Origin of the sequence: Paenibacillus sp. 22594, assembly GCF_052044425.1 — a bacterium.
Taxonomy (GTDB): Bacteria; Bacillota; Bacilli; order Paenibacillales; family Paenibacillaceae; genus Paenibacillus_AQ.
Genome location: NZ_JBQENA010000006.1, coordinates 386,798 through 405,242, shown reverse-complemented (window position 1 = coordinate 405,242; position 18,445 = coordinate 386,798). Strand labels below are relative to the sequence as shown.

Below are 18,445 nucleotides of genomic sequence, written 5' to 3'. Positions count from 1 at the left end.
TTGGTTTTGATCCTTCATATACGGTAGCCTGCTCCTTTTGAGTCATATATTTTTGAGAGGTACGGTTTGACTTCAATCGTAAAAATGAACGTTGCACCAGGTCCATTCGACGGTTCTACCCAAATCGATCCGCCCATTAGCTCGACCAGGGATTTGCTGATCGATAATCCAAGCCCCGTGCCTCCGAACTTCCGTGTGGTTGAGGCGTCGAGCTGGGAGAATGGCTGAAACAGTTCGTTTATTTTATCCGGAGGGATACCGATCCCGGTATCTTTGATCATAAACTCAAGTGTAAGCGAACTCGCCGTCTCCGCGAGCTTGTTAACCATTATGTATACACTGCCTTCAGGTGTAAACTTTACTGCATTGCCTACAAGATTATTCAGCACCTGACGCAGGCGGTTCATATCCCCTTTTATGCAAGATGGCACTAATGGATCAACCATCAACATCATTTCCAGATTCCGTTCTCTGGTTTGAGCCGTAAACAAATCGATGGTTTCATTCAGGCAGTGCTGAAGGGAAAAGGGTGCCTCCTCCAGCTCTATCTTTCCAGATTCGATTTTGGAAAAATCGAGGATATGGTTAATGACAGAGAGCAGTGCATTGCCGCTTTTGTGGATAATCCCTGCCATCTCAGCGTATTCTTCCGGCAAATCGCAGGCCTGAAGCAGATCCGACATGCCAATGATTCCATTCAGTGGAGTCCGGATTTCATGGCTCATCATGGCTAGAAATTCCGATTTCACACGGGAGGCGATTTCCGCAGCTTCCTTAGCCTTACTAAGCGCCTGATTGGTTTTTTCCATCTGTCTCGTTTGTTTCTGCAACATTTCACTTTGTATCTGAAGGGTCTTGTTAGCTTCATACATGCTGACGTAACCCTCAATTTTGGATTTGAAAATTTGCGGAATAACGGGTTTCGTCATATAATCCACTGCGCCGACGGAATAGCTGGCGATGATATGCTCCATTGTATTACTGGTGGCCGTCATAAAAATGATAGGCACGTATTTGTTTTTCTCCCGGGTACGGATGATACTGGCCGTCTCAAACCCGTCCATTTCCGGCATGTGCACATCCATGACAATAACAGCAAATTCCTCTTCCAATAAACACCGCAAAGCTTCCATCCCGGAATATGCGCGAACCAAACGATAGGGTTCTCCGCTGAGAATCGCCTCAATGGCAATCAGGTTTTCCGGGTGATCGTCTACGAGCAGGATGTTAACTGGAAAATTCATGAGTTCCCTCACCTTCCAACTTGTGGAATTTCTTCTCGTTTATATTTCAAAAACATAGGTTATATACCCGTATCTTTAAAAGGTGAAACTCAGATTATTGAATCCAAGCCTGGATGTCTTTCGCGCATAGTTCTTTGAGATGAGACGCACACTATTCAGGTGATATGCCCTATCCGGGAAACAGCCAAGATAATATACTTATGCCCTTTGGCAAAATTAATCGAGAATACGTGAGGAGGCACAAGTAATGTCCAATAAAAAAAGTTACTATGCATTTCAGGAGCCGCTTGGCACCACAATTGAATTTCAAGCCACAAGCCTACAACAGGCTATGGTGATTAAAAAGAAGAAGGCTCATGAAATGGGAATTCCTAAAGAGGCTTTTGAACTTACTAGCATACGCAAGAAACCAACCCAGAGCGCATGAGCCTAATTCGAGTGGCTTCCTCATATATGCATAAAGCCATTACGATTTCATCGGCCATCGGATTCAGTTCCCTGATTATTTTGAAAGGCAATTCTCAAGCGATTACTTATTAAAAAGCCTGACATTCACCAATTAGTGAGTCAGGCTTCGTTAAGTTAGAGATATCATTCTTAGCGTTGCTGCAGGTTACCAGTCAAGGTACGATAAACGTAGAATTCCACATAGTCGAAAGACTCTGATGGAGTTATTAACGCTTGTCACCGCTCAACATCTTACATGTTTGCGTTTAAAACCAACCCTACCTTTATCGACTGCCTTTTGAATATTTTCGTAAGCGTGAAGAAACTTGCTGTTTGCCTTATCCTTATTGACTTCTACCTGGCCTACAGTCTTTGCGGTCTCGGACGCCTTATCATGGAGAGGGGAATAGGATACCGCCACTGTGTATAAAAAGTTGTTCATCGCATATTTGGTGCGTTCCGGAGAATCATGAATCGTATTTTCCACGCGCTCAAGCATACCGGCAATTTTGCTGTTGGCAAATTCATCGTCCGGCCGGTTGCCGAGCAGCCAGCAATAACAACTCCAGCCCGCTGACATTCTAAGCTCTTCCCCGCTCGCGATCCATTTATCGGCAACTTCTTGAGCAATATCCGCTTCTGCCAAGGTTACTGCAACTACATAATCAGACAACATATAAAAATAAGCCGCATCCATCCACCGTTCATAGTCGGCTTCCGTCATGGCATTGGGGTCGGCAATAATGCCTGCAAAATACATCGCATCGTAATTTCCTGTGGCATAAAGCTGCTCAGCCAGAGGCTGATTGATTTTGGTTTTCTTGAAAATAGGCTTCATCGCGCCGGTAGCCACGCCAAAAAGCGGTTCCTGCGCTCCATTTGAGCAGTATATTTTCTTGGTCCGTTCCTTGCCGAGTGCTTCAAGTTCCTTCATAACCATCTCTGCATCCATTACTTAGCACTTCCTTTTTTTCAGAATACTCATCTCAAGTGATCTTAGATCGTACTGGATAAAGAAAGTGTACTGTATGGGTTTCCCTGCTGCAAGCTACGTATCCCTTCAGACAAAAAAGAAGACATCTACCCGCTGTTCGGTGAAAATAAAGTATTAGACTGGAGTCATTGATTCAACGCGGTTTTTGAATTAAAGAATCTTTAGCTTTTGAAAAATAAGTTTTAGACTGATCCATAAATAAAAGCAGCAGCGAATCCAGACTTGATAAATAAAGTCTTAGACTGCTGCTGTTGTCGTTGAACTAACGTATCCCGTTAGCGTAAAAAACTCCTCTACTCCTCAACCTCAAATATTGAATCAATTATGATTGGAAGATTGTCTCTAACCGAAACAGCTCCAAAGACTGAACGTGCATGGACACCTTTTTCTCCGAAAACATCAAGCATAAGATCAGAACAACCATTTAACACTTTATGATGTTCTTCAAAATTAGCGTCCGCATTAACAAAACCCTGAATTTTAACCACTCGTTTCACTTTATCCAGAGTATCTAAAGCAGTTTTTAGTACAGCCAAAATTTCAATCCCCGTTTGTCGTGCAAACTGATAACCTTCTGCGGTTGTATAATCCTGACCTAACTTACCTTTAGGTGTTCCAGTAGGTCCCTTGCCTGAAACGAACAATAACCCGTTTACTTTTATGAAGTTTGCGTACTTAGCTGCTGGTTCGCTTGCATTGGGGAGTACGATTCCTAATGTTGCTATTCTACTGGCTACTGTTTGTTCAGTCATTTTCAATCTCCTCACTCATCAGATTTGGAAGAATTATACTACCCTATCAGGAAAGGATCAACAATCTGTTCTTAACTATCCTGCCCGTTCGTAATGAGGTCGCCCGAGGTGGTCTGCGGCGGCCTCATGATGTGTTTTCTGCGCTAACGTTTCCCGTTATATAATGATCTTCTCTGCTGAAGCATTAGTTAAATTCTCGATAGTAACTTTCATACAGCTTTCCACTGTATCTGTTAATGAATTTGTAGAGTAGAGAACTCCCCAAAAACCCTTCTCCCCTATTATCTCGCTTATTTCTTCATCATGTTCAATCCATTTGAAGACCTGTGATGTAAATAAACCATCCTTAGAGCGTTTAATTATCTGCGCTTTATAGACCCCGCTTGGGGATATGATTTCATTAATTACACTTTCCATTACTGTTCACGCCTTTTCTGAACTATCCTGCTAATTAGCTTAAATGTAGCATTGTCAGTCTAATACTTTATTTTCCCAGTCTACAGTCTGTCATTGCTTGGTGACAATCCGGAACCTTACTGCCCCTGCTGGGCCAGTACGCCATCCTGCAAATGATACACCCGGTCGCACCATTCCAGCATACGCTCGTCATGGGTCACCATGACCGCGGCTTTGCCTTCGTTCTTCACCTCGTCTGCGATCATCCGTACCACCTCGCGGCCACGGCTGAAATCGAGGCTGGCTGTCGGCTCATCCGCGAACAGAATCGCCGGCTTGTTCATCCAGGCTCTGGCAATCGCCACACGCTGCTTCTCGCCGCCGGAGAGCTTCTCGGGATAATGATTCCGGCGCTCCCAAATCTCCAGCCGCTTCAATAGGTAGGCTGAACGCTCCTTGGCTTCCCTTGTACTGAGCTTCGCCAGTTTAGCCACATACAGCAGTTGTTCCTCTACTTTCAGATAGGGCAGCAGCTGCGCACTCTGGAACATAAAACCGATCTTTTGCAAACGAAGCTCGGTCAGCTCGCGTTTATCCTTGTTCCCCAGCGGCTCTCCATCAATAAAGATTTCACCGCTGGTCGGAGTTAACAGCGCACCGGCTGCGGAGAGGAAGGTACTTTTGCCCGAGCCGGAAGGTCCCAGCACAGCCACAAATTCACTCTCGTTCACCGTAAGGTCAAGGTGATTCAGAACGGTCATGGCTCCATCACCGTCACCGTAGGTTTGCGTCACTTGCTTCATCATTAACTTGGCACTAGTCATGCTCCAGTCCTCCCTATCGCTTCCAAAGCATCTACTCTGGCCACTCTGGCTACTGAGATCAGCGAGCCCAGCAGTGACATCCCGACGAACAGCACACAGGTGAGAAGGATCGTTTTGCCTTCGAGCTGGAACGGCATGGAATCGGGCAGGCCCATATTCATGCCAAAGGTCAGCAGCAGACTGACCGCAAGGCTGGCTACCGAGAGAATCATTACCTGACCGACCACGCTCCAGGCCAAGTAGGACATCTTGGTGCCCATCGCCTTCAGGATGCCGAACTGGCTGGTCTTCTGGATCGTGATGACATAGAAGAAAACAGCAAGAACAAATGCAGCAATGACGAACAGGAACACGATCATCATCAGTAGTGAGTTTTGTTCGGCAGAGTAGCCGGGAATACTGGCAATCGCCTGTTTTTGCGTAATGACTTCCACATTGTCCAGCTTGTTCATGATGTCAGAAGCCTGACTGGAGGTTGCCTGGAGCGCCACGACATTATAAAGAACGGATTGTGCATCCTTGCTGCTCTGACCGGCTCCCTGCCTCATGGCCTGCCAATCCAGATTATTGATATAAACAACAGGCGTATGGCTGTAGGAGTTGTTTTTCACAAAACCCGCCACCTTAAAATCCAACCCGGTCGCCTGATCCTTAATTGAACTGCCGATCGTTACCCCCGAATCTTCAAGCTTCGAATCTGCAAGGACACTGCCTTGAGTTTCATTGGTGATGGTGCTCCCTTGGGCCACTTTGGGCGCCAGCATGCCATCCATATCTATGGCAAAAAAAGTAATGTCCGCTTTGATATCTGCCTTATCTGAGGTAATTGTGCTCATCTGCACCGCCAGTGGAGAAGCATTCAGCTCCCCGGCAATCGAACGTGCGGCAGCAAGCTCTGTCTCGCTCAATTGAGAACGTCTGAAGGTATGGTCAGCGTCCTTTTGAACAACAAAATAGTTCGCAGGCATATTCTCCACAGCGGATATATTGGCATAAGCAAGCCCCCGCGCCAACCCGGTTACGAACAAGACCAGAAATGAGACCAGGAGCATAATGACCATAATGAGGCTGTAGCGTGCTTTGGAGTGCCTCATCTCCCTCAATGCCAAAAACATGTAACCACTCCTTCTAATCTGTATAACCACAGTTTAGAAGATGAAAATGAACGGAGTATGAATAGAAAATTACAGAAGCGGCAGCGTTACCGTAAAAGTCGTTCCTTGCCCGGGATGGCTCTCTGCCTCGATGGTCCCTCCGTGTACATCGATGATTTTACGCACAATGGATAATCCAAGTCCGGTACTGTTACTGTCACGGGTACGCGCGCGGTCCACTTTATAAAAGCGGTCAAATATCATCGGAAGCTGATCCTCCGGAATGCCTTCGCCATTATCCGCAAAGCTTATGACGCAGCTGTGGTCAGAGACTTCCGCCGAAATCGAGATCGACCCGCCGGCTTGCGTATATTTTACCGCATTGGACAACAGATTCATCCATACCTGATAGAGCAGATTGGAATCGCCCTGAAGGGTGATGTCCGGCACATGAAGCCGTACTGCGAGCTCCTTCTCCGTCAGCCGCCATTCCATAATCTGTAGAACCTGGCGCAGTTGCGCCCGGAGATCTATGCTCCTCTTGTCCAGCGCATTCCCGTCATAATCGAGCGATGACAAGGTAAGCAGCTGCTTGCTTAGCATCGACAGCCTCCGGCTCTCCTCATCAATGATGGACAGGTACTCTATCCGCTGCTCATCCGGGAGCGTAGCATCCTTAAGAGCATGGGCGAACCCCTGGATAGAGGTCAATGGCGACTCGATCTCATGCGAAACGTTGGCGACAAATTCCTGCCGTGACCGGTTCGTCCGCTCCAGTTCCCGGCTCATGACCATGAAGTGGGATGCCAGCTGGCCGATTTCATCGCGCCGTGCCGTATAGAGCTTGATGTCATATCTGCCCTTGGAGATTTTTTTCGTAGCTTCCGTCAACCGGGTGATCGGCCTAACCACATGAAAGACAGTAATCAGAACAAACCAGAGGCTGAACAGAATCGTAACCGCAATCAGCACGGCAAAAAAGATCCGAAGCTCGCCAAACTGCACTTCGGCATCCGGACGCATAAACAGCGCATAGGTCTGGCCGTGAATATGTATGGGAACGCCTATCGAATTACTGAGCTGATTATCAAAAAAGCCTGTAACGAACATTTGACTGGGAAAGTCAGCCACACCATGGTAGATGCCTCCGGCCAGCACTTTTTGCAGCTCGCCTTCCTTCAGATCATTTTTACGGAAAGGCAGACCATAAAACCGTTCATCTCCTTGATCGTTTGAGAGATACATCTTGTATCCCAAGGAGGCCGTACTGAGCAGATATTCCTCCACAGCATCCGGATGATCTTCTATAAAGGACTGCAGTCCAATGGCCATTTTGGTCAGCTTGGCATCGTTCTGCGGTTTGATTTTGACCTGATAATAAGCGTTGGACATGAGAAATCCCAGCACACTGCTGATCACAATCACCGAGCAGAACAATATACTCATTCTTACATACAGGGATTTCATAGATTCACCATTTCCACTTTGTAGCCGATGCCGCGGACCGTGCGGATGGTGAAGTCATTCTTGTATCCGCTGAATCGGTCGCGCAGGCGTTTGATATGCACATCCACCGTCCGCTCATCCCCCTCGTAATCCGCGCCCCATACCAGCTCGATCAGCTCGCTGCGCGAGAAGAGCCGCCCGGGATACTGCGCAAGCTGAGCCAGCAGCTCGAACTCCTTCACCGGCAGTAAAAGCACATCATTTCCATCACTAATCTCATAGTTCTTGCGGTCAATCACCAATGAGTTCAGGCGGATCTTGTCGCTTGCAGCCACGGAGTAGCGGCGGAACAGCGCTTTGATGCGGAACAAAAGCTCTTCCGGTTCAAACGGCTTTGTCACATAATCATCGGTCCCGTGCAAATATCCCTGCTCCTTGTCGCTGAGCTGCTGGCGCGCGGTAAGCAGGATAACCGGAATATCGTAGGTCTCCCGGATGTACTCACACAACTCAAGCCCGTCCATATAGGGCATCATCACATCGACCACGGCCAGATCTACTGTACTCTTCTTCATCAGACCCATCGCCTCGCGGCCGTCGGCAGCTTCCAGCACCTGATACCCTTCCCTCGTCAGTACATGCCGCAATAGGGTGCGGATATTCATATCATCATCGGCCACTACTATTTTCTTCAACTCAATCACTCCCCGGATATTCCCTTTTGCTGTCATCATAGTAGCAACATTAAGGAGTTTAGACAACTTTGGCGGCGGGAGGACCATATTTTACAGATCTCTCGAATTTAAAAATGGTATAATGCTCTCCTTTAGTGAAGCGGCTGGCTGGCCCATTAGGTGTTCCAGATCCTCTGAGGTAGATGTGGTGTCGATACTGCTAAGAAAATGATAAATCCAGTGCTGTATAGACATATCTTCAGTATGAGTTACAGGCTTGCCGGCAATCTCAGTAAGCACCTCTGCCAGATCGTCAAAAGACCAGGTCTGCGGTGCAGCCAGCTCATATACCCGATGCTCATGTCCGGTTCCGGTAAGAACATTTGCCGTTGCCCGTGCTAGGTCGCCTCGTGTTACAGCATTGAACCGCCAATCACCGGGACGGGTCCGCAGCGAACCGCTGCGGATCGCTTCATTCAATCCGAGCACTCCTACGAAATCAATGTACAACCCGTTGCGTAAAATGGTATACTCCATCCCCGACTCCAATATCGCTTGTTCAGTAAGCGCATGAACATTGCCTGGATGCTTATGACCTGCCTGCGGAAAAGCGAAGCTGGTGTAGAGAATATGTGCAACTCCGGCTGTCTTGGCCGCATCGATTACATTCTTGTGCCCTGCCAGCCTTACAGCATCATCCGTATGTGAGCTGGAGATTAACAACAGCTTGGACACTCCGGCCAAAGCATTCTGTAGTGTTTCCGGCCGATCGTAATCAAAACACCGGACTTCCACCCCACGACCGGTTAATTGCGCGGCTGCATCCAAATTCCGTACCCCCGCAACGAAGTTACTGGCTGAGTGGCGGGATAGCAGGTTTTCTATAATCTGGCTGCCAAGTTGCCCTGTAGCTCCGGTAATCAGAATGGTCATTTTCATTCATCCTCCTCAAATGGGCCTAATGTATTTCGAAACAATAGTTAAGCTATTAACTATATAGGCGAAGCATGGGACGGATGGACATCCCGAGAATGTACCGATTCAGCCTACAGCTTGCCACAAAATTCTGTTTCACCGTTCATGCAGCTTCGTGTCTTATTGACTACATGCTGTCATGGCCGGTTCAGTTTTTGCAGCAGCTTTGTTAACTGGCGCAGTTCCTCTCCGTTCAGACGGCTCATCCTTCCAGCAACGGCCTCGCGGTTACCGGGAAGCTGTTCTGCTAATAGAATACGGCCGGCATCCGTAAGTGAAATCACTGACTTGCGTCCATCCTGGGCATGCTCAGTCCTGGTGATATAGCCATCCCGTTCCAGCGGGGTCAACAAAAGGCTGATATTGGCCTTGGTTACACCGATTTTCCCGGCAAGCACCGAAGGGAGCACCGTTCCGCCTTGCTTGGCAATCTCCACGAGTACACGGATTCTTGCACCATTTAATCCCTTAGACTGCCAGTACTTCTCAGACACAGCCACCAGACCTGCGGTCGCTTCAACCAATGTAAAAAAAGCTTCATTCGGCAACGGGAGGTTCAGCACATATTCCTGAAGTACCTCTTGCGGTAAATTCCCTTCTTGCAGATCGTCCATATTTTCTGTTCAGCTCCATTTAGTTAATGGCTTAACTATTTCTGTTTTTAACATAACGGATGCTGCTGTAAAAGTCAAAACAAAATAAGCCCCCACACCTCAAAATACGAGAGGCAGGGGCTTATCTTTTATTATATCAGAACAGGATTTCCGTGAACCGGCTCTTCACTGTAGCGCTTGCTGCCCTCCAGTCTAACCTCAAGTTTGATCAGCTCGGAACGGCTGGCCAAACGGATGGGTGGTCCCCATGTTCCGTAACCGGAGGAAACAATCACATGCAGCTTATCTTTTCGCAGATAGCCCCAGTCCAGTTCAAATAACCGTCTGGTAATCCAGTGGTTCGGAGCAATTTGACCCCGGTGCGTATGTCCCGAGAGTAATACGTCCACACCCGCCTTGGCGGCGATATCAAATCCGGTGGGCTGATGATCCATCATAATCACCGGTCGGGACAGATCAAGTCCTTCCAGCAAGGATTCCACGCTTTTACGGCCACCGGCCTCCATAGACTCGGCGGTTTTATCTTTACGCCCCACAATATACAGACCAGCGGTGTCTACTACATCGTCCTGCAGGACTTTGATCCCGATACTGTCCATCAGCTCTGTGTATTGTTTAATGGAACCTCCATAATATTCGTGATTGCCCAGCACAGCGTATACGCCGTGGCGCGCTTTGAGCTTTCTGATCTCTTCACTCATCCCGTTGCGGATAAACGGCTCAATACTGTCATCAAGCACATCCCCTGCGAGCAGAATCAGGTCCGGCTGCATCCGGTTGATCTCTGCCACCATGCGGCGCAGATGACGGTTGCCGACAATGTTGCCCAGATGGAGATCGGATGCGACCGCAATGGTCAGTGGTGCACGGGTTCCGTTTGACTTATCAATTGGGATCGGGTGATTTCGCACAACTGTACTCCAGGCATTGCGCGAACCCCAGATTAGGAAGACAGCCAGCAGGAGAACCAGTGTTGTACCCGCCTCCGAAGTAAACGCTGCACGCTCGACCCCCATCAGACCAAGCACCCAGTAGAGCAAATCCGTAAGCGGCAGCACAATAATGGCAAATTCCATGCAGGCGAGATAATAGGAACCAATCACTTTGAACAGCCGGGCAACCGGCTTCACAGCTTTAGGCCAAGGAACCATTCCAATCATATAAGCAAAAGCAATAAGCAGAAACAGCGGCCAAAATACCCCTGCGTGAATCCCCGGCATCCATTTTACCAGCAGAACCCATAGATGCAGCCCAATGTAGAAATTTACAAGTCCCAGCACAAGCAGCATGACCAGACCCGAAGCGAGCATACGCAATATTTTCATCATTCCACTCCCTTGCCTTGCAGTTTATCTGAATCACTAATTCAAATGATAACACAAAGCATTCGAGTAGTATAAACTCTGCTCCGGCAATGAAAATAAAGGCCAAAAAAAAGAAAATGCCCTGCGGCATCTTCATCTTCAATATGTAATATACACGCTGTAATCTATATCGCTTGATTCCCTTTGCTGGCCATGCATTGACCAATCAGTTTATCGCATTTGTTGATATGATTGAGCAGCCAGTCGGTTAATGTGCGGTTCAGCTTGATGGTCGAAAGCACAGAAACACCCTTGGTCTTAATGCTCTCTTCAAGGTCCAGCACAGTCTGGACAAACTCGGCATGGGTCTTGCGGTGCTCGGTCAATTCCGGGAATTCAATATCCTGCATTAATTTCTCTTCATCACTGAAATGCTCAAGCGTATAGTCCTTGAGAAATTTCAGGGTTTCTTCAATCTTCTCTTTGCCCTGCTGGTTCGTACAGGCATCAAAAAATTCATTCAGCTTCACAAGCAACTGTCGGTGCTGGCAGTCAATCTTCTCCACTCCGATGTCATATGAATCTTTCCAGTTAATCATTGACTCACCCTACCTTTTACCATATTTTACATAATGAAAAACCTATTTTATTTTCTACTTTTCAGCATAAAAGTTCTGTTAATAACATCACACGACACAATGTAACAAATATCGAATGAATCCCTGGATCAAATAAGAGATAAAGTCGCCATACAGCATATACAGTACTTACATTCATGCCTATGAAAGAGTAAACTGGTAAAAAGCATTGACAGATGCCAATGCTTAAGCTGAAAGAAGGGTTATTATGTTGGGTAAGTGGTCAGAAAAGAAACCGGATCGTCCTTTGTTTATCCGCAAAAGCTCAGGTATTGGCTGGGGTCTCAATCCCCATCATCCAGCCGCCTGGTTCATAATGCTCGGTTTATTAATCATTATTGTATACACTTTATTTACACATTGAAGGTTGTCTGAAAAGCGCCAAGCACACCGTGATTCGGAGAGTGATCCAACACAGCAAATACGATCTGGTCAAACAGGCTTTGATAGCCTTCATCCAGCAGCACCTGTCTGAACCATTCCGCCACCTCACTCGGATTATTCCGGAAAACTCCGCAGCCAAAGGCTCCGAGCACGATAGTCTTGTGTCCATTTTCAGCGGCCACAGTCAGAATATAGCGGATGCGCTCCAGCATAACGGTTGGGATCATTCCAATCTCCTGAGCCTCCCGCTCACGGACGACTCCCGCGTTCACTGCTGGCGCGGTAATGAACGACACCAGGTACGGTTCGTCCAGCAGCTGATCCTGGCTGTCACGGATGACAGGTACCAGTGGAGAATGAATCATGTAATGGGAATACAGACAGGTCTTACGGCCGCGGTTGTATTGGTACATTTCATTTTTGGGGGCGATGGACAGATAAAGTGCAGAAGCACGGGCTAAACTTTCCTCTTGCGCCTGGCTTCCTCCCAGGAAGCCGCCTCCCGGGTTCTTGGCAGAAGCAAAGTTCAGGCATACCGTCTGGTCATGGCCCTCTTTTACAACTAATCGATAGGCAGCAGCCAAAGTGGACTCGCTGGTGACTGCCAGCTTCGCGGTCTGCCTGGCACCTTCCTTCATGTGTTCCACCATTGTCTCATTAAGCTGTGGCAGCTCCTCCGGTGCATATAGCCGGGTATTTAAGATGGCTGCTCTAACACCTTCTGCAATGTCAACAAGCCGGCCCGTCCGGTTAACATAATTTTCTTTTTCCAATATATCCAGAGTTTCTTGCGCAATTGCTGCTCTTTTATTCCTCGAATTCAGGTTGTTCATCCTATATGTTCACTCCTTATCCCGGAGTAGTACCGGGGTTGGTTATTCCTGTAACAGGTCATCCCGAAGCTGCGTAAGTACTTCTCCCAGCCAATTGGTGCCCCTCCAGGTTCTTCTGCTGCGGATTCGGTGGTCGTCCTCGGCCAAGCCCACACCCCAAATGCGGTCTGTCGGACTAGCTTCAACCAGTGTTGTTCCCTTTGTATTCAGCAATAGCTGCAGTAGCTCTTCATTCTGCAGGAATTTCTCCCTGTTCCCCTGGTAGACAATGTCTTTGCAGTGAGCATTCCATTCGCTGTCATTGAAGCCGCTCACTTTACGTCCCAGCTCCTTTTGTTCCCTGGGTGTTCTTGCGCGTAATATCTGTCTGGCCGTGCCTTCATCCTTGAATAAAAGCGCCTTGCCGTACATCATGTATTGTTCTGCGCAGTTGAAGCTCATCTCATCTACAGTGAAATTGCAAGGATACCACTGTGAGAACGGCGAACCGCTGCGGTAAAAGTAAGTAAAAGTCTCCATTTGTAACTCTCCATTCTGTATTTACTCAATATTTAATTTGCATCACGGTCCACTCTGTACCGGTACAGCTTCGAAGGCCGATGACCGGCATCTTTGGTGAACTCCTCGGTTTCGGTCACACGGTCGGCCATTTTACGTCGGAAGGCGGGTGCCAGCAGTTCTCTGCCAAGTATAATTTCGTAGACCCGTTGAAGCTCGGATAGTGTAAACAAGGGGGGCATCAGATTGAAAATAATATCAGTGTATTCCACCTTCCCCCTAAGGCGTTCAATCGCATACTGGATCATCTTCAGATGATCGAAGGCAAGGCCATGATTTTCTGCAATCTCCCTCTGCACACGCCGGACATGTCCATGCGCAGTTTCGGTAATGATAACCTCACCGGTTAAGACAATATCCCCTTTCTGCAGGGTAATACGAATCCGTTCTTCCTGTTCATAGCCACCTGCAAGCTCTTTACGGCTAGACTCCATAACATCGTATGTGACTTCAAACCAACCCGCGTCGTCAGCATCATCTCCTGCCTGCACATCTAGCGTAGTCCGGTCAACGAGTGCCATGTATGAGCTGCTGATGACGCGCAAGCGCGGATCACGATTCACATCCCCCCAGGTAAACAGCTGCTCCATATAGACATTATCGATATTTGTCTCACTGTACAGCTCCCGGCGGGCTGCATCCTCAATACTCTCCTCAACAGAGACGAACCCTCCTGGCAGTGCCCATTGGCCCAGGTACGGGTGTTCGCCGCGCTGAATCAGCAGCAGCTGAAGTGATTTTTCGGAGAGCTTGCGGTAGTTATCCTGCTCCTGCTCCATTACGGTAAAGATCAGCATATCGACTGTTACGGACGGGCGCTCATACATCCCGGCATCATAGCCCTGCAAAAATTGTTCCTCGGTTAAGCCATTGCGGTCAGTGACCGGTTCTTTGGGCATGTGGATACTCCTTTTGTTTAGAATTGAGACTATGTGAGCTTATTAGATATTATCTAAGTGTTATTATCTAAGTGTTATTATATACCCAATCCCGTTAGTAAAGTCAAGCGTTTATCTTAAAGAAAAGTACAATGAACACAATCCGGTGAAGCCGCGGTTCTGGCAAGCCGGGCGTTTCACCGATATACTTAGTCTGCATACAGGATTTGAGGAATTTCTCAGAATGACATGATATAAATTTTAGGAGGGAACAACATGGAAGTATTTGCAGAGTATTTAGCGAATATTGCTAACCCGCAGCATCGGGCCCGAACGGAAGAGGTTTTGACTTGGGTCATTAAGAAATTCCCGAATTTAGTGCCAAAGATTGCGTGGAATCAGCCTATGTTTACCGATCACGGCACCTTTATTATTGGCTTCAGCATCGCCAAACATCATTTGGCCGTTGCTCCTGAAAAGGCAGTGATTAATCATTTTTCCGATACAATTGTGCAGGCTGGCTATAATCACACCCAGCAGCTGGTGCGTATTCAGTGGGATAAACCGGTTGATTTCTCATTACTCGAGACATTAATTGACTTTAATATTTTGGATAAAGCAGACTGTTCAACCTTTTGGCGGCCATAAAAATGATCATAGCGAAGAGGCGTAACCCCCAATCTGGTTACGCCTCTCGCTATTCTTGCTTCTCGATCTTCAGCTTACGCAGGATTTATCGCAAATAAGGAATGAATATTCCCTTCGGGATCGGCAAAGAATGCAGTAGTATGGCCCCAAGACTTGACTTGCGGCGTCATGATGTCAATGGCTCCTTTTGAAATGAATTCATCGTACAAAGTATAAACTTCATCCGGTGAATCACATTGGAAATTAAGCTCGGCGGCTTGTCCGCTTCGTTGTTCTCTGAAGGAAAAATGATCGTTGGTGTTCTCCGCCATAAGAGATTTGGAACAAATTGCTAATCGGACTCCTGAATTGCTGAATTCTACGTAATGCGCCTCTTCTACAACGATTGCAAATCCCAGGACTTCATGATAGAACCGTGCCAATCGGGCAACGTCATCAGCGAGTAATGTAAGGCCTTCCAGGTTTACCTTCTTCATGCTATAGCCCACCTCCAGTTTGAGTTAAGCATACTACAAATCGGTGGCGTCGAACTACTTGAAGTTCCACGTCACAGAAGAGCTTCAGTTACATGGGTTCTATATGTACCAGAACATTAGCGACCTGATGAAGGTCCTTCAGCTGATCCTCAATTTCCTCCGTAATATCATGGCTCTGGACTACATTTAAGTTGGAGTCAACCAGCACTGTCGTATCCACCAGCACATTATTCCCATGGATTCTGGCCTTGATATCCTTGATGGATTCTACCCCTTCTATCTTGGCAACCGTCTGTTTCATCAACTCAAGTTCATTGGCATCAAAACCGTCGGTAAGATCATGTGTTGTCTTGCGGAAGATATCCCAGGCCGTCTTGCAGATCAAGACCCCGACAATAGTAGCAGTCAACGGATCCAGCCAAGGCAGGCCGAATTGCGAGCCGACAATCCCGATAAAAGCGCCAATACTTACAAGAGCATCCGACCGGTTATCCTTGGCAACGGCAAGCATGGCATTGCTGTTCAGTCTGCGGGCAAGTCTGATGTTGTACATGTAAACAGCGAACATTACTATAGCGCAGCCTGCTGCCGTCCATGCGGATACAAGATCCGGTGTCTCGAGTGCGGGCTGAATGAATTTGTTCACACCTTGATACAGGACTTGAAGCCCTACAGCGATCATTATGAAAGAAGCGACCAGTGCAGCCACGGTTTCCGCTCTGAAATGTCCATAGCTGTGATTAGAATCCGGGGGCCGCCTGGAAATCTTAAGCCCTGCCAGAATGGCCAGCGAGGCAATAATATCCGTGCTGTTGTTCAAACCGTCGGCAAGAAGTGCCTGAGAGCTTGAAGCTGTACCAATAAATAGCTTGATGGCAGATAGCAGGATATATGCAAAAAGACTCAGCCAGGCCCCTTTTTCACTTTGTTTGATATCACTATAGTTTTCCAAGCAAAGAACCTCCAAAGAATCGTATCGTTCTATACTACACGCTGATAACCGGGTGGGTCTAGAGAAACAGTGTTGCCGGGCCGCGCAAGTGTTCGCCCAGCCAAATAGAGTTGGCAGACCGGAAGTGTTTTGCCGCATGCAACAATGTTTGCCCTTATTCAACTTCAGAACTCAAGAATAACTTGCCGTATTGGCAAATGCCTAGATTCGCAAGGGTTTCGTCAAGCAAGCCGGCTAGTATTCCTAAGTTCAGCATATATAACTGTAACTTTTTTCTATTTTTCCAGTCTAAAGGTAGTAAGGTTCAGTTCCAATAGAAATGGAGTCTACTTCTAGCACAAAAGGAGCATTGATAAAATGAACAGACTTAAGCTTAAACAAATCACTTCAGTACTCGCCGGAATTAGTGTAGCATTGCCCCTGTATGCCGGAGTCCTCCTCCCAGCCGCTTCGGCTGAGAAGGCAGAGGTCAGTATCGGAAATCCTTTTTATACTCTAGTCACAGCCCCAGTTCTTAAGCCGTTGTGGTCTTTCTCCACGGCCACCATTCAGAGCAGTCTCCCGGCCCAATCTATTACTGCTCTCGCAGAGAACGGCAAGGTTTTTGCGCTCCAGAAGAACTTCACATTAGCTGCGCTGAACGCAGCTACAGGTAAAAAGCTCTGGGAATACGGCAGCGCCCTGGCGCCGCTGTACACCTACAGCAAAGGAATCATTTATGGAGTAACGCAAGCCGGCACGTTATACGCCGTAGCAGAGTCAGGACGGAAAGTATGGAATACTGCTTTGTCTTTTTCTAACGCATCCAGCATACATCCTCTGGGAGACACGATTTATGTGACTCAAGGCAGACAGCTTGCGGCTGTGGATGCTTCCACCGGGAAGCTCAAATGGAAAACTGCCGAGAACAGCAATTATGAGGGCTATACAGACCTGACAGAAGTGGATGGAGTGCTGATCCGCCTCTATACCAGTGCTGGAGTCTTAACCTTCCCGTCGATCATAGCTTATGACTCAAAGACGGGTAAGAAGTTATGGGAGCAATATCGCCAGAGCATTCCGTTGACCATCCGCGATGGTCTGGTCTATTCCATCAAATCACTGGAAATGCTGGATGAAGACCCGGTGAACCGTAAAGTTCTGGTATCTATATTCAACCTGCAGACCGGTCAGCTCAAAGGCGAACGCAATTACCGCTGGACAGACAACAACACCCCTCCAGACGGGGGATTCCGGTCCGGAGGGGTGTATGGTTCAGCGTTTCTGAATGGCAGCAACCTGTATGTTATGCAAGGGCAAAAGGTTGCCCAGTATAACTTCTGGAACTATACAGAGAATGGGAAACCTCTGAAGCAATGGAACCAGCCGCTTTCCGACAATGTATTCCCACTGTACAAGGTGATACAGGATCGTCTGATGTATTACAATTACAGCGACAACAGACTGATTACCATGAAGCTCGCAAATGGACAAGTGATCAGCACGAAGCAGGGGGAAAATCCCTCGGTACAAATGGATATCTTCGGCCGGACCATGTATACAGGACAATCCGACGGATTATTTCATGCTTATGATCTCATCAGCCAGAAGCCGTTGTTCACTGTCAAAACCGCTTCCCGTGAATTCCAGCCTTCACTCAAAACAGGGAATATCCTTATTGTCCGCAGCGGAGGGAAGATGCTGGGTGTCAAGCTGCCTGCTGCGATTCAATAGCTACGCAGTTTCTTATTCAGCCGGTGCTGTGAAGGTGCGTCCTGCGAACTCGGCATCCAGCATGTAGAAGGCATTGCTGTCGGTTTCAATCCGCTTCAGCTTGGCGATAATATTACTGAATAATGCCTCTTCTTCCACCTGCTCATCGATGAACCATTTCAGGAAATAGATGGTCGCATGTTCACGTTCATCAAGCGCCAAGTCAGCCAAATGATAGAATCTAGAGGTGTTCTGCTGTTCATGGGCGAATGCATGCTCAAATGCGTCCAGCATGGATGTATACTCATTTTTCGGCTCGGGAAGAGCAGCCAGTGTGGCCCGGAAGTCACGGTCATTCAGGAATTTGTAGATTTTCATTGCATGGAACCGTTCTTCTTCCGCCTGGATCAGGAAAAAATTAGCGAAGCCGTCGAGACTTTCACCGGAGCAATATGCAGCCATCGCGAGGTACACATGTGCAGAATAAAACTCAAAATTCATTTGTTCATTTAGCGCATTTACCAATTCTTCTTTCATGATCAAATTCACCTCATCCTAAAAATTTTGTGTGCAAAGTAGTTAAGCTTATGTAGCAAATGTCTACTTCATCTTAACATCTGCA

Annotated in this window: 21 protein-coding genes; 3 read left to right on the top strand and 18 right to left on the bottom strand. The window is 47.6% G+C overall.

Translation table 11 applies throughout. From position 1 onward, the window contains the following. Positions 1 to 14 precede the first annotated feature (14 nt). Positions 15 to 1,244, bottom strand: a complete 1,230-nt coding sequence (locus ACTJKB_RS21100; RefSeq protein ID WP_440836325.1) for an ATP-binding protein — start codon at positions 1,242 to 1,244, stop codon at positions 15 to 17. 247 nt (positions 1,245 to 1,491) lie between these two features. Here ACTJKB_RS21100 and ACTJKB_RS21095 point away from each other — a divergent pair, with 247 nt between their 5' ends. Further along, positions 1,492 to 1,671, top strand: a complete 180-nt coding sequence (locus tag ACTJKB_RS21095; RefSeq protein WP_440836324.1) for a hypothetical protein — start codon at positions 1,492 to 1,494, stop codon at positions 1,669 to 1,671. Between the two features lie 264 nt (positions 1,672 to 1,935). Here ACTJKB_RS21095 and ACTJKB_RS21090 read toward each other — a convergent pair whose 3' ends face one another. The 14 genes from ACTJKB_RS21090 to ACTJKB_RS21025 all read right to left on the bottom strand — a co-directional run bounded on the left by ACTJKB_RS21090 (position 1,936) and on the right by ACTJKB_RS21025 (position 14,076). Beyond that, positions 1,936 to 2,643, bottom strand: coding sequence for a DNA alkylation repair protein (locus tag ACTJKB_RS21090; RefSeq protein ID WP_440836323.1), 708 nt, complete (start codon positions 2,641 to 2,643; stop codon positions 1,936 to 1,938). Positions 2,644 to 2,978: 335 nt separating this feature from the next. After that, entirely contained in the window at positions 2,979 to 3,437 is a 459-nt protein-coding gene (locus tag ACTJKB_RS21085; RefSeq protein WP_440836322.1) for a RidA family protein, read from the bottom strand. A gap of 156 nt (positions 3,438 to 3,593) precedes the next feature. Then, on the bottom strand, positions 3,594 to 3,854 hold the full coding sequence (locus ACTJKB_RS21080) for a hypothetical protein (RefSeq protein ID WP_440836321.1): 261 nt from the start codon (positions 3,852 to 3,854) through the stop codon (positions 3,594 to 3,596). A 116-nt stretch (positions 3,855 to 3,970) separates the two neighbouring features. Beyond that, on the bottom strand, positions 3,971 to 4,657 hold the full coding sequence (locus tag ACTJKB_RS21075) for an ABC transporter ATP-binding protein (protein WP_440836320.1): 687 nt from the start codon (positions 4,655 to 4,657) through the stop codon (positions 3,971 to 3,973). Further along, complete coding sequence (locus tag ACTJKB_RS21070) at positions 4,654 to 5,772, bottom strand: ABC transporter permease (RefSeq protein WP_440836319.1); 1,119 nt, start codon at positions 5,770 to 5,772, stop codon at positions 4,654 to 4,656. Before ACTJKB_RS21070 ends, ACTJKB_RS21075 begins: the two co-directional genes overlap by 4 nt. 69 nt (positions 5,773 to 5,841) lie before the next feature. Continuing rightward, on the bottom strand, positions 5,842 to 7,218 hold the full coding sequence (locus tag ACTJKB_RS21065; protein WP_440836318.1) for a sensor histidine kinase: 1,377 nt from the start codon (positions 7,216 to 7,218) through the stop codon (positions 5,842 to 5,844). Next, the gene (locus tag ACTJKB_RS21060; protein WP_440836317.1) at positions 7,215 to 7,892 is read right to left on the bottom strand and encodes a response regulator transcription factor; all 678 of its coding nucleotides are present in this window, start codon (positions 7,890 to 7,892) and stop codon (positions 7,215 to 7,217) included. The genes ACTJKB_RS21065 and ACTJKB_RS21060 overlap by 4 nt, the downstream gene beginning before the upstream one ends. A 90-nt stretch (positions 7,893 to 7,982) precedes the next feature. Then, positions 7,983 to 8,810: an SDR family oxidoreductase gene (locus tag ACTJKB_RS21055; RefSeq protein ID WP_440836316.1), complete on the bottom strand. Its 828-nt coding sequence runs from the start codon at positions 8,808 to 8,810 to the stop codon at positions 7,983 to 7,985. A gap of 173 nt (positions 8,811 to 8,983) precedes the next feature. Continuing rightward, positions 8,984 to 9,460 carry a MarR family winged helix-turn-helix transcriptional regulator gene (locus tag ACTJKB_RS21050; RefSeq protein ID WP_440836315.1) on the bottom strand — a complete coding sequence of 159 codons (477 nt, stop codon included), beginning with the start codon at positions 9,458 to 9,460 and terminating at the stop codon, positions 8,984 to 8,986. Positions 9,461 to 9,591: 131 nt separating this feature from the next. Further along, positions 9,592 to 10,785, bottom strand: a complete 1,194-nt coding sequence (locus tag ACTJKB_RS21045) for a metallophosphoesterase (RefSeq protein ID WP_440836314.1) — start codon at positions 10,783 to 10,785, stop codon at positions 9,592 to 9,594. A 164-nt stretch (positions 10,786 to 10,949) separates the two neighbouring features. Further along, positions 10,950 to 11,363 carry a bacteriohemerythrin gene (locus ACTJKB_RS21040; protein ID WP_440836313.1) on the bottom strand — a complete coding sequence of 138 codons (414 nt, stop codon included), beginning with the start codon at positions 11,361 to 11,363 and terminating at the stop codon, positions 10,950 to 10,952. Between the two features lie 392 nt (positions 11,364 to 11,755). Further along, complete coding sequence (locus tag ACTJKB_RS21035; protein WP_440836312.1) at positions 11,756 to 12,619, bottom strand: TIGR02452 family protein; 864 nt, start codon at positions 12,617 to 12,619, stop codon at positions 11,756 to 11,758. 42 nt (positions 12,620 to 12,661) lie between these two features. Further along, on the bottom strand, positions 12,662 to 13,138 hold the full coding sequence (locus ACTJKB_RS21030) for an NADAR family protein (protein ID WP_440836311.1): 477 nt from the start codon (positions 13,136 to 13,138) through the stop codon (positions 12,662 to 12,664). 32 nt (positions 13,139 to 13,170) lie between these two features. Next, a complete protein-coding gene (locus tag ACTJKB_RS21025) occupies positions 13,171 to 14,076 on the bottom strand; it encodes an NUDIX hydrolase (protein WP_440836310.1) in 906 nt (301 codons plus the stop codon). A gap of 255 nt (positions 14,077 to 14,331) precedes the next feature. On the opposite strand from ACTJKB_RS21025, the gene ACTJKB_RS21020 reads away from it, so the two are divergent. Next, a complete protein-coding gene (locus ACTJKB_RS21020; protein WP_440836309.1) occupies positions 14,332 to 14,703 on the top strand; it encodes an iron chaperone in 372 nt (123 codons plus the stop codon). Between the two features lie 74 nt (positions 14,704 to 14,777). Here ACTJKB_RS21020 and ACTJKB_RS21015 read toward each other — a convergent pair whose 3' ends face one another. Together ACTJKB_RS21015 and ACTJKB_RS21010 are read right to left on the bottom strand one after the other, a co-directional pair. Continuing rightward, entirely contained in the window at positions 14,778 to 15,179 is a 402-nt protein-coding gene (locus ACTJKB_RS21015) for a VOC family protein (protein WP_440836308.1), read from the bottom strand. 88 nt (positions 15,180 to 15,267) lie between these two features. Beyond that, complete coding sequence (locus ACTJKB_RS21010; protein ID WP_440836307.1) at positions 15,268 to 16,131, bottom strand: cation diffusion facilitator family transporter; 864 nt, start codon at positions 16,129 to 16,131, stop codon at positions 15,268 to 15,270. Positions 16,132 to 16,488: 357 nt separating this feature from the next. Between ACTJKB_RS21010 and ACTJKB_RS21005 the strand changes: the two genes are divergently transcribed. Continuing rightward, positions 16,489 to 17,844 carry an outer membrane protein assembly factor BamB family protein gene (locus tag ACTJKB_RS21005; protein ID WP_440836306.1) on the top strand — a complete coding sequence of 452 codons (1,356 nt, stop codon included), beginning with the start codon at positions 16,489 to 16,491 and terminating at the stop codon, positions 17,842 to 17,844. Positions 17,845 to 17,856: 12 nt separating this feature from the next. Here ACTJKB_RS21005 and ACTJKB_RS21000 read toward each other — a convergent pair whose 3' ends face one another. Continuing rightward, the gene (locus ACTJKB_RS21000; protein ID WP_440836305.1) at positions 17,857 to 18,360 is read right to left on the bottom strand and encodes a ferritin; all 504 of its coding nucleotides are present in this window, start codon (positions 18,358 to 18,360) and stop codon (positions 17,857 to 17,859) included. Positions 18,361 to 18,445 lie beyond the last annotated feature (85 nt).

Coding starts and splice junctions, on each gene's coding strand:
- ACTJKB_RS21100 (WP_440836325.1), bottom strand. CDS start 1,244: ATGAATTTTCCAGTTAACATCCTGCTCGTAGACGATCACCCGGAAAAC.
- ACTJKB_RS21095 (WP_440836324.1), top strand. CDS start 1,492: ATGTCCAATAAAAAAAGTTACTATGCATTTCAGGAGCCGCTTGGCACC.
- ACTJKB_RS21090 (WP_440836323.1), bottom strand. CDS start 2,643: ATGGATGCAGAGATGGTTATGAAGGAACTTGAAGCACTCGGCAAGGAA.
- ACTJKB_RS21085 (WP_440836322.1), bottom strand. CDS start 3,437: ATGACTGAACAAACAGTAGCCAGTAGAATAGCAACATTAGGAATCGTA.
- ACTJKB_RS21080 (WP_440836321.1), bottom strand. CDS start 3,854: ATGGAAAGTGTAATTAATGAAATCATATCCCCAAGCGGGGTCTATAAA.
- ACTJKB_RS21075 (WP_440836320.1), bottom strand. CDS start 4,657: ATGACTAGTGCCAAGTTAATGATGAAGCAAGTGACGCAAACCTACGGT.
- ACTJKB_RS21070 (WP_440836319.1), bottom strand. CDS start 5,772: ATGTTTTTGGCATTGAGGGAGATGAGGCACTCCAAAGCACGCTACAGC.
- ACTJKB_RS21065 (WP_440836318.1), bottom strand. CDS start 7,218: ATGAAATCCCTGTATGTAAGAATGAGTATATTGTTCTGCTCGGTGATT.
- ACTJKB_RS21055 (WP_440836316.1), bottom strand. CDS start 8,810: ATGAAAATGACCATTCTGATTACCGGAGCTACAGGGCAACTTGGCAGC.
- ACTJKB_RS21050 (WP_440836315.1), bottom strand. CDS start 9,460: ATGGACGATCTGCAAGAAGGGAATTTACCGCAAGAGGTACTTCAGGAA.
- ACTJKB_RS21045 (WP_440836314.1), bottom strand. CDS start 10,785: ATGAAAATATTGCGTATGCTCGCTTCGGGTCTGGTCATGCTGCTTGTG.
- ACTJKB_RS21040 (WP_440836313.1), bottom strand. CDS start 11,363: ATGATTAACTGGAAAGATTCATATGACATCGGAGTGGAGAAGATTGAC.
- ACTJKB_RS21035 (WP_440836312.1), bottom strand. CDS start 12,619: ATGAACAACCTGAATTCGAGGAATAAAAGAGCAGCAATTGCGCAAGAA.
- ACTJKB_RS21030 (WP_440836311.1), bottom strand. CDS start 13,138: ATGGAGACTTTTACTTACTTTTACCGCAGCGGTTCGCCGTTCTCACAG.
- ACTJKB_RS21025 (WP_440836310.1), bottom strand. CDS start 14,076: ATGCCCAAAGAACCGGTCACTGACCGCAATGGCTTAACCGAGGAACAA.
- ACTJKB_RS21020 (WP_440836309.1), top strand. CDS start 14,332: ATGGAAGTATTTGCAGAGTATTTAGCGAATATTGCTAACCCGCAGCAT.
- ACTJKB_RS21015 (WP_440836308.1), bottom strand. CDS start 15,179: ATGAAGAAGGTAAACCTGGAAGGCCTTACATTACTCGCTGATGACGTT.
- ACTJKB_RS21005 (WP_440836306.1), top strand. CDS start 16,489: ATGAACAGACTTAAGCTTAAACAAATCACTTCAGTACTCGCCGGAATT.
- ACTJKB_RS21000 (WP_440836305.1), bottom strand. CDS start 18,360: ATGAAAGAAGAATTGGTAAATGCGCTAAATGAACAAATGAATTTTGAG.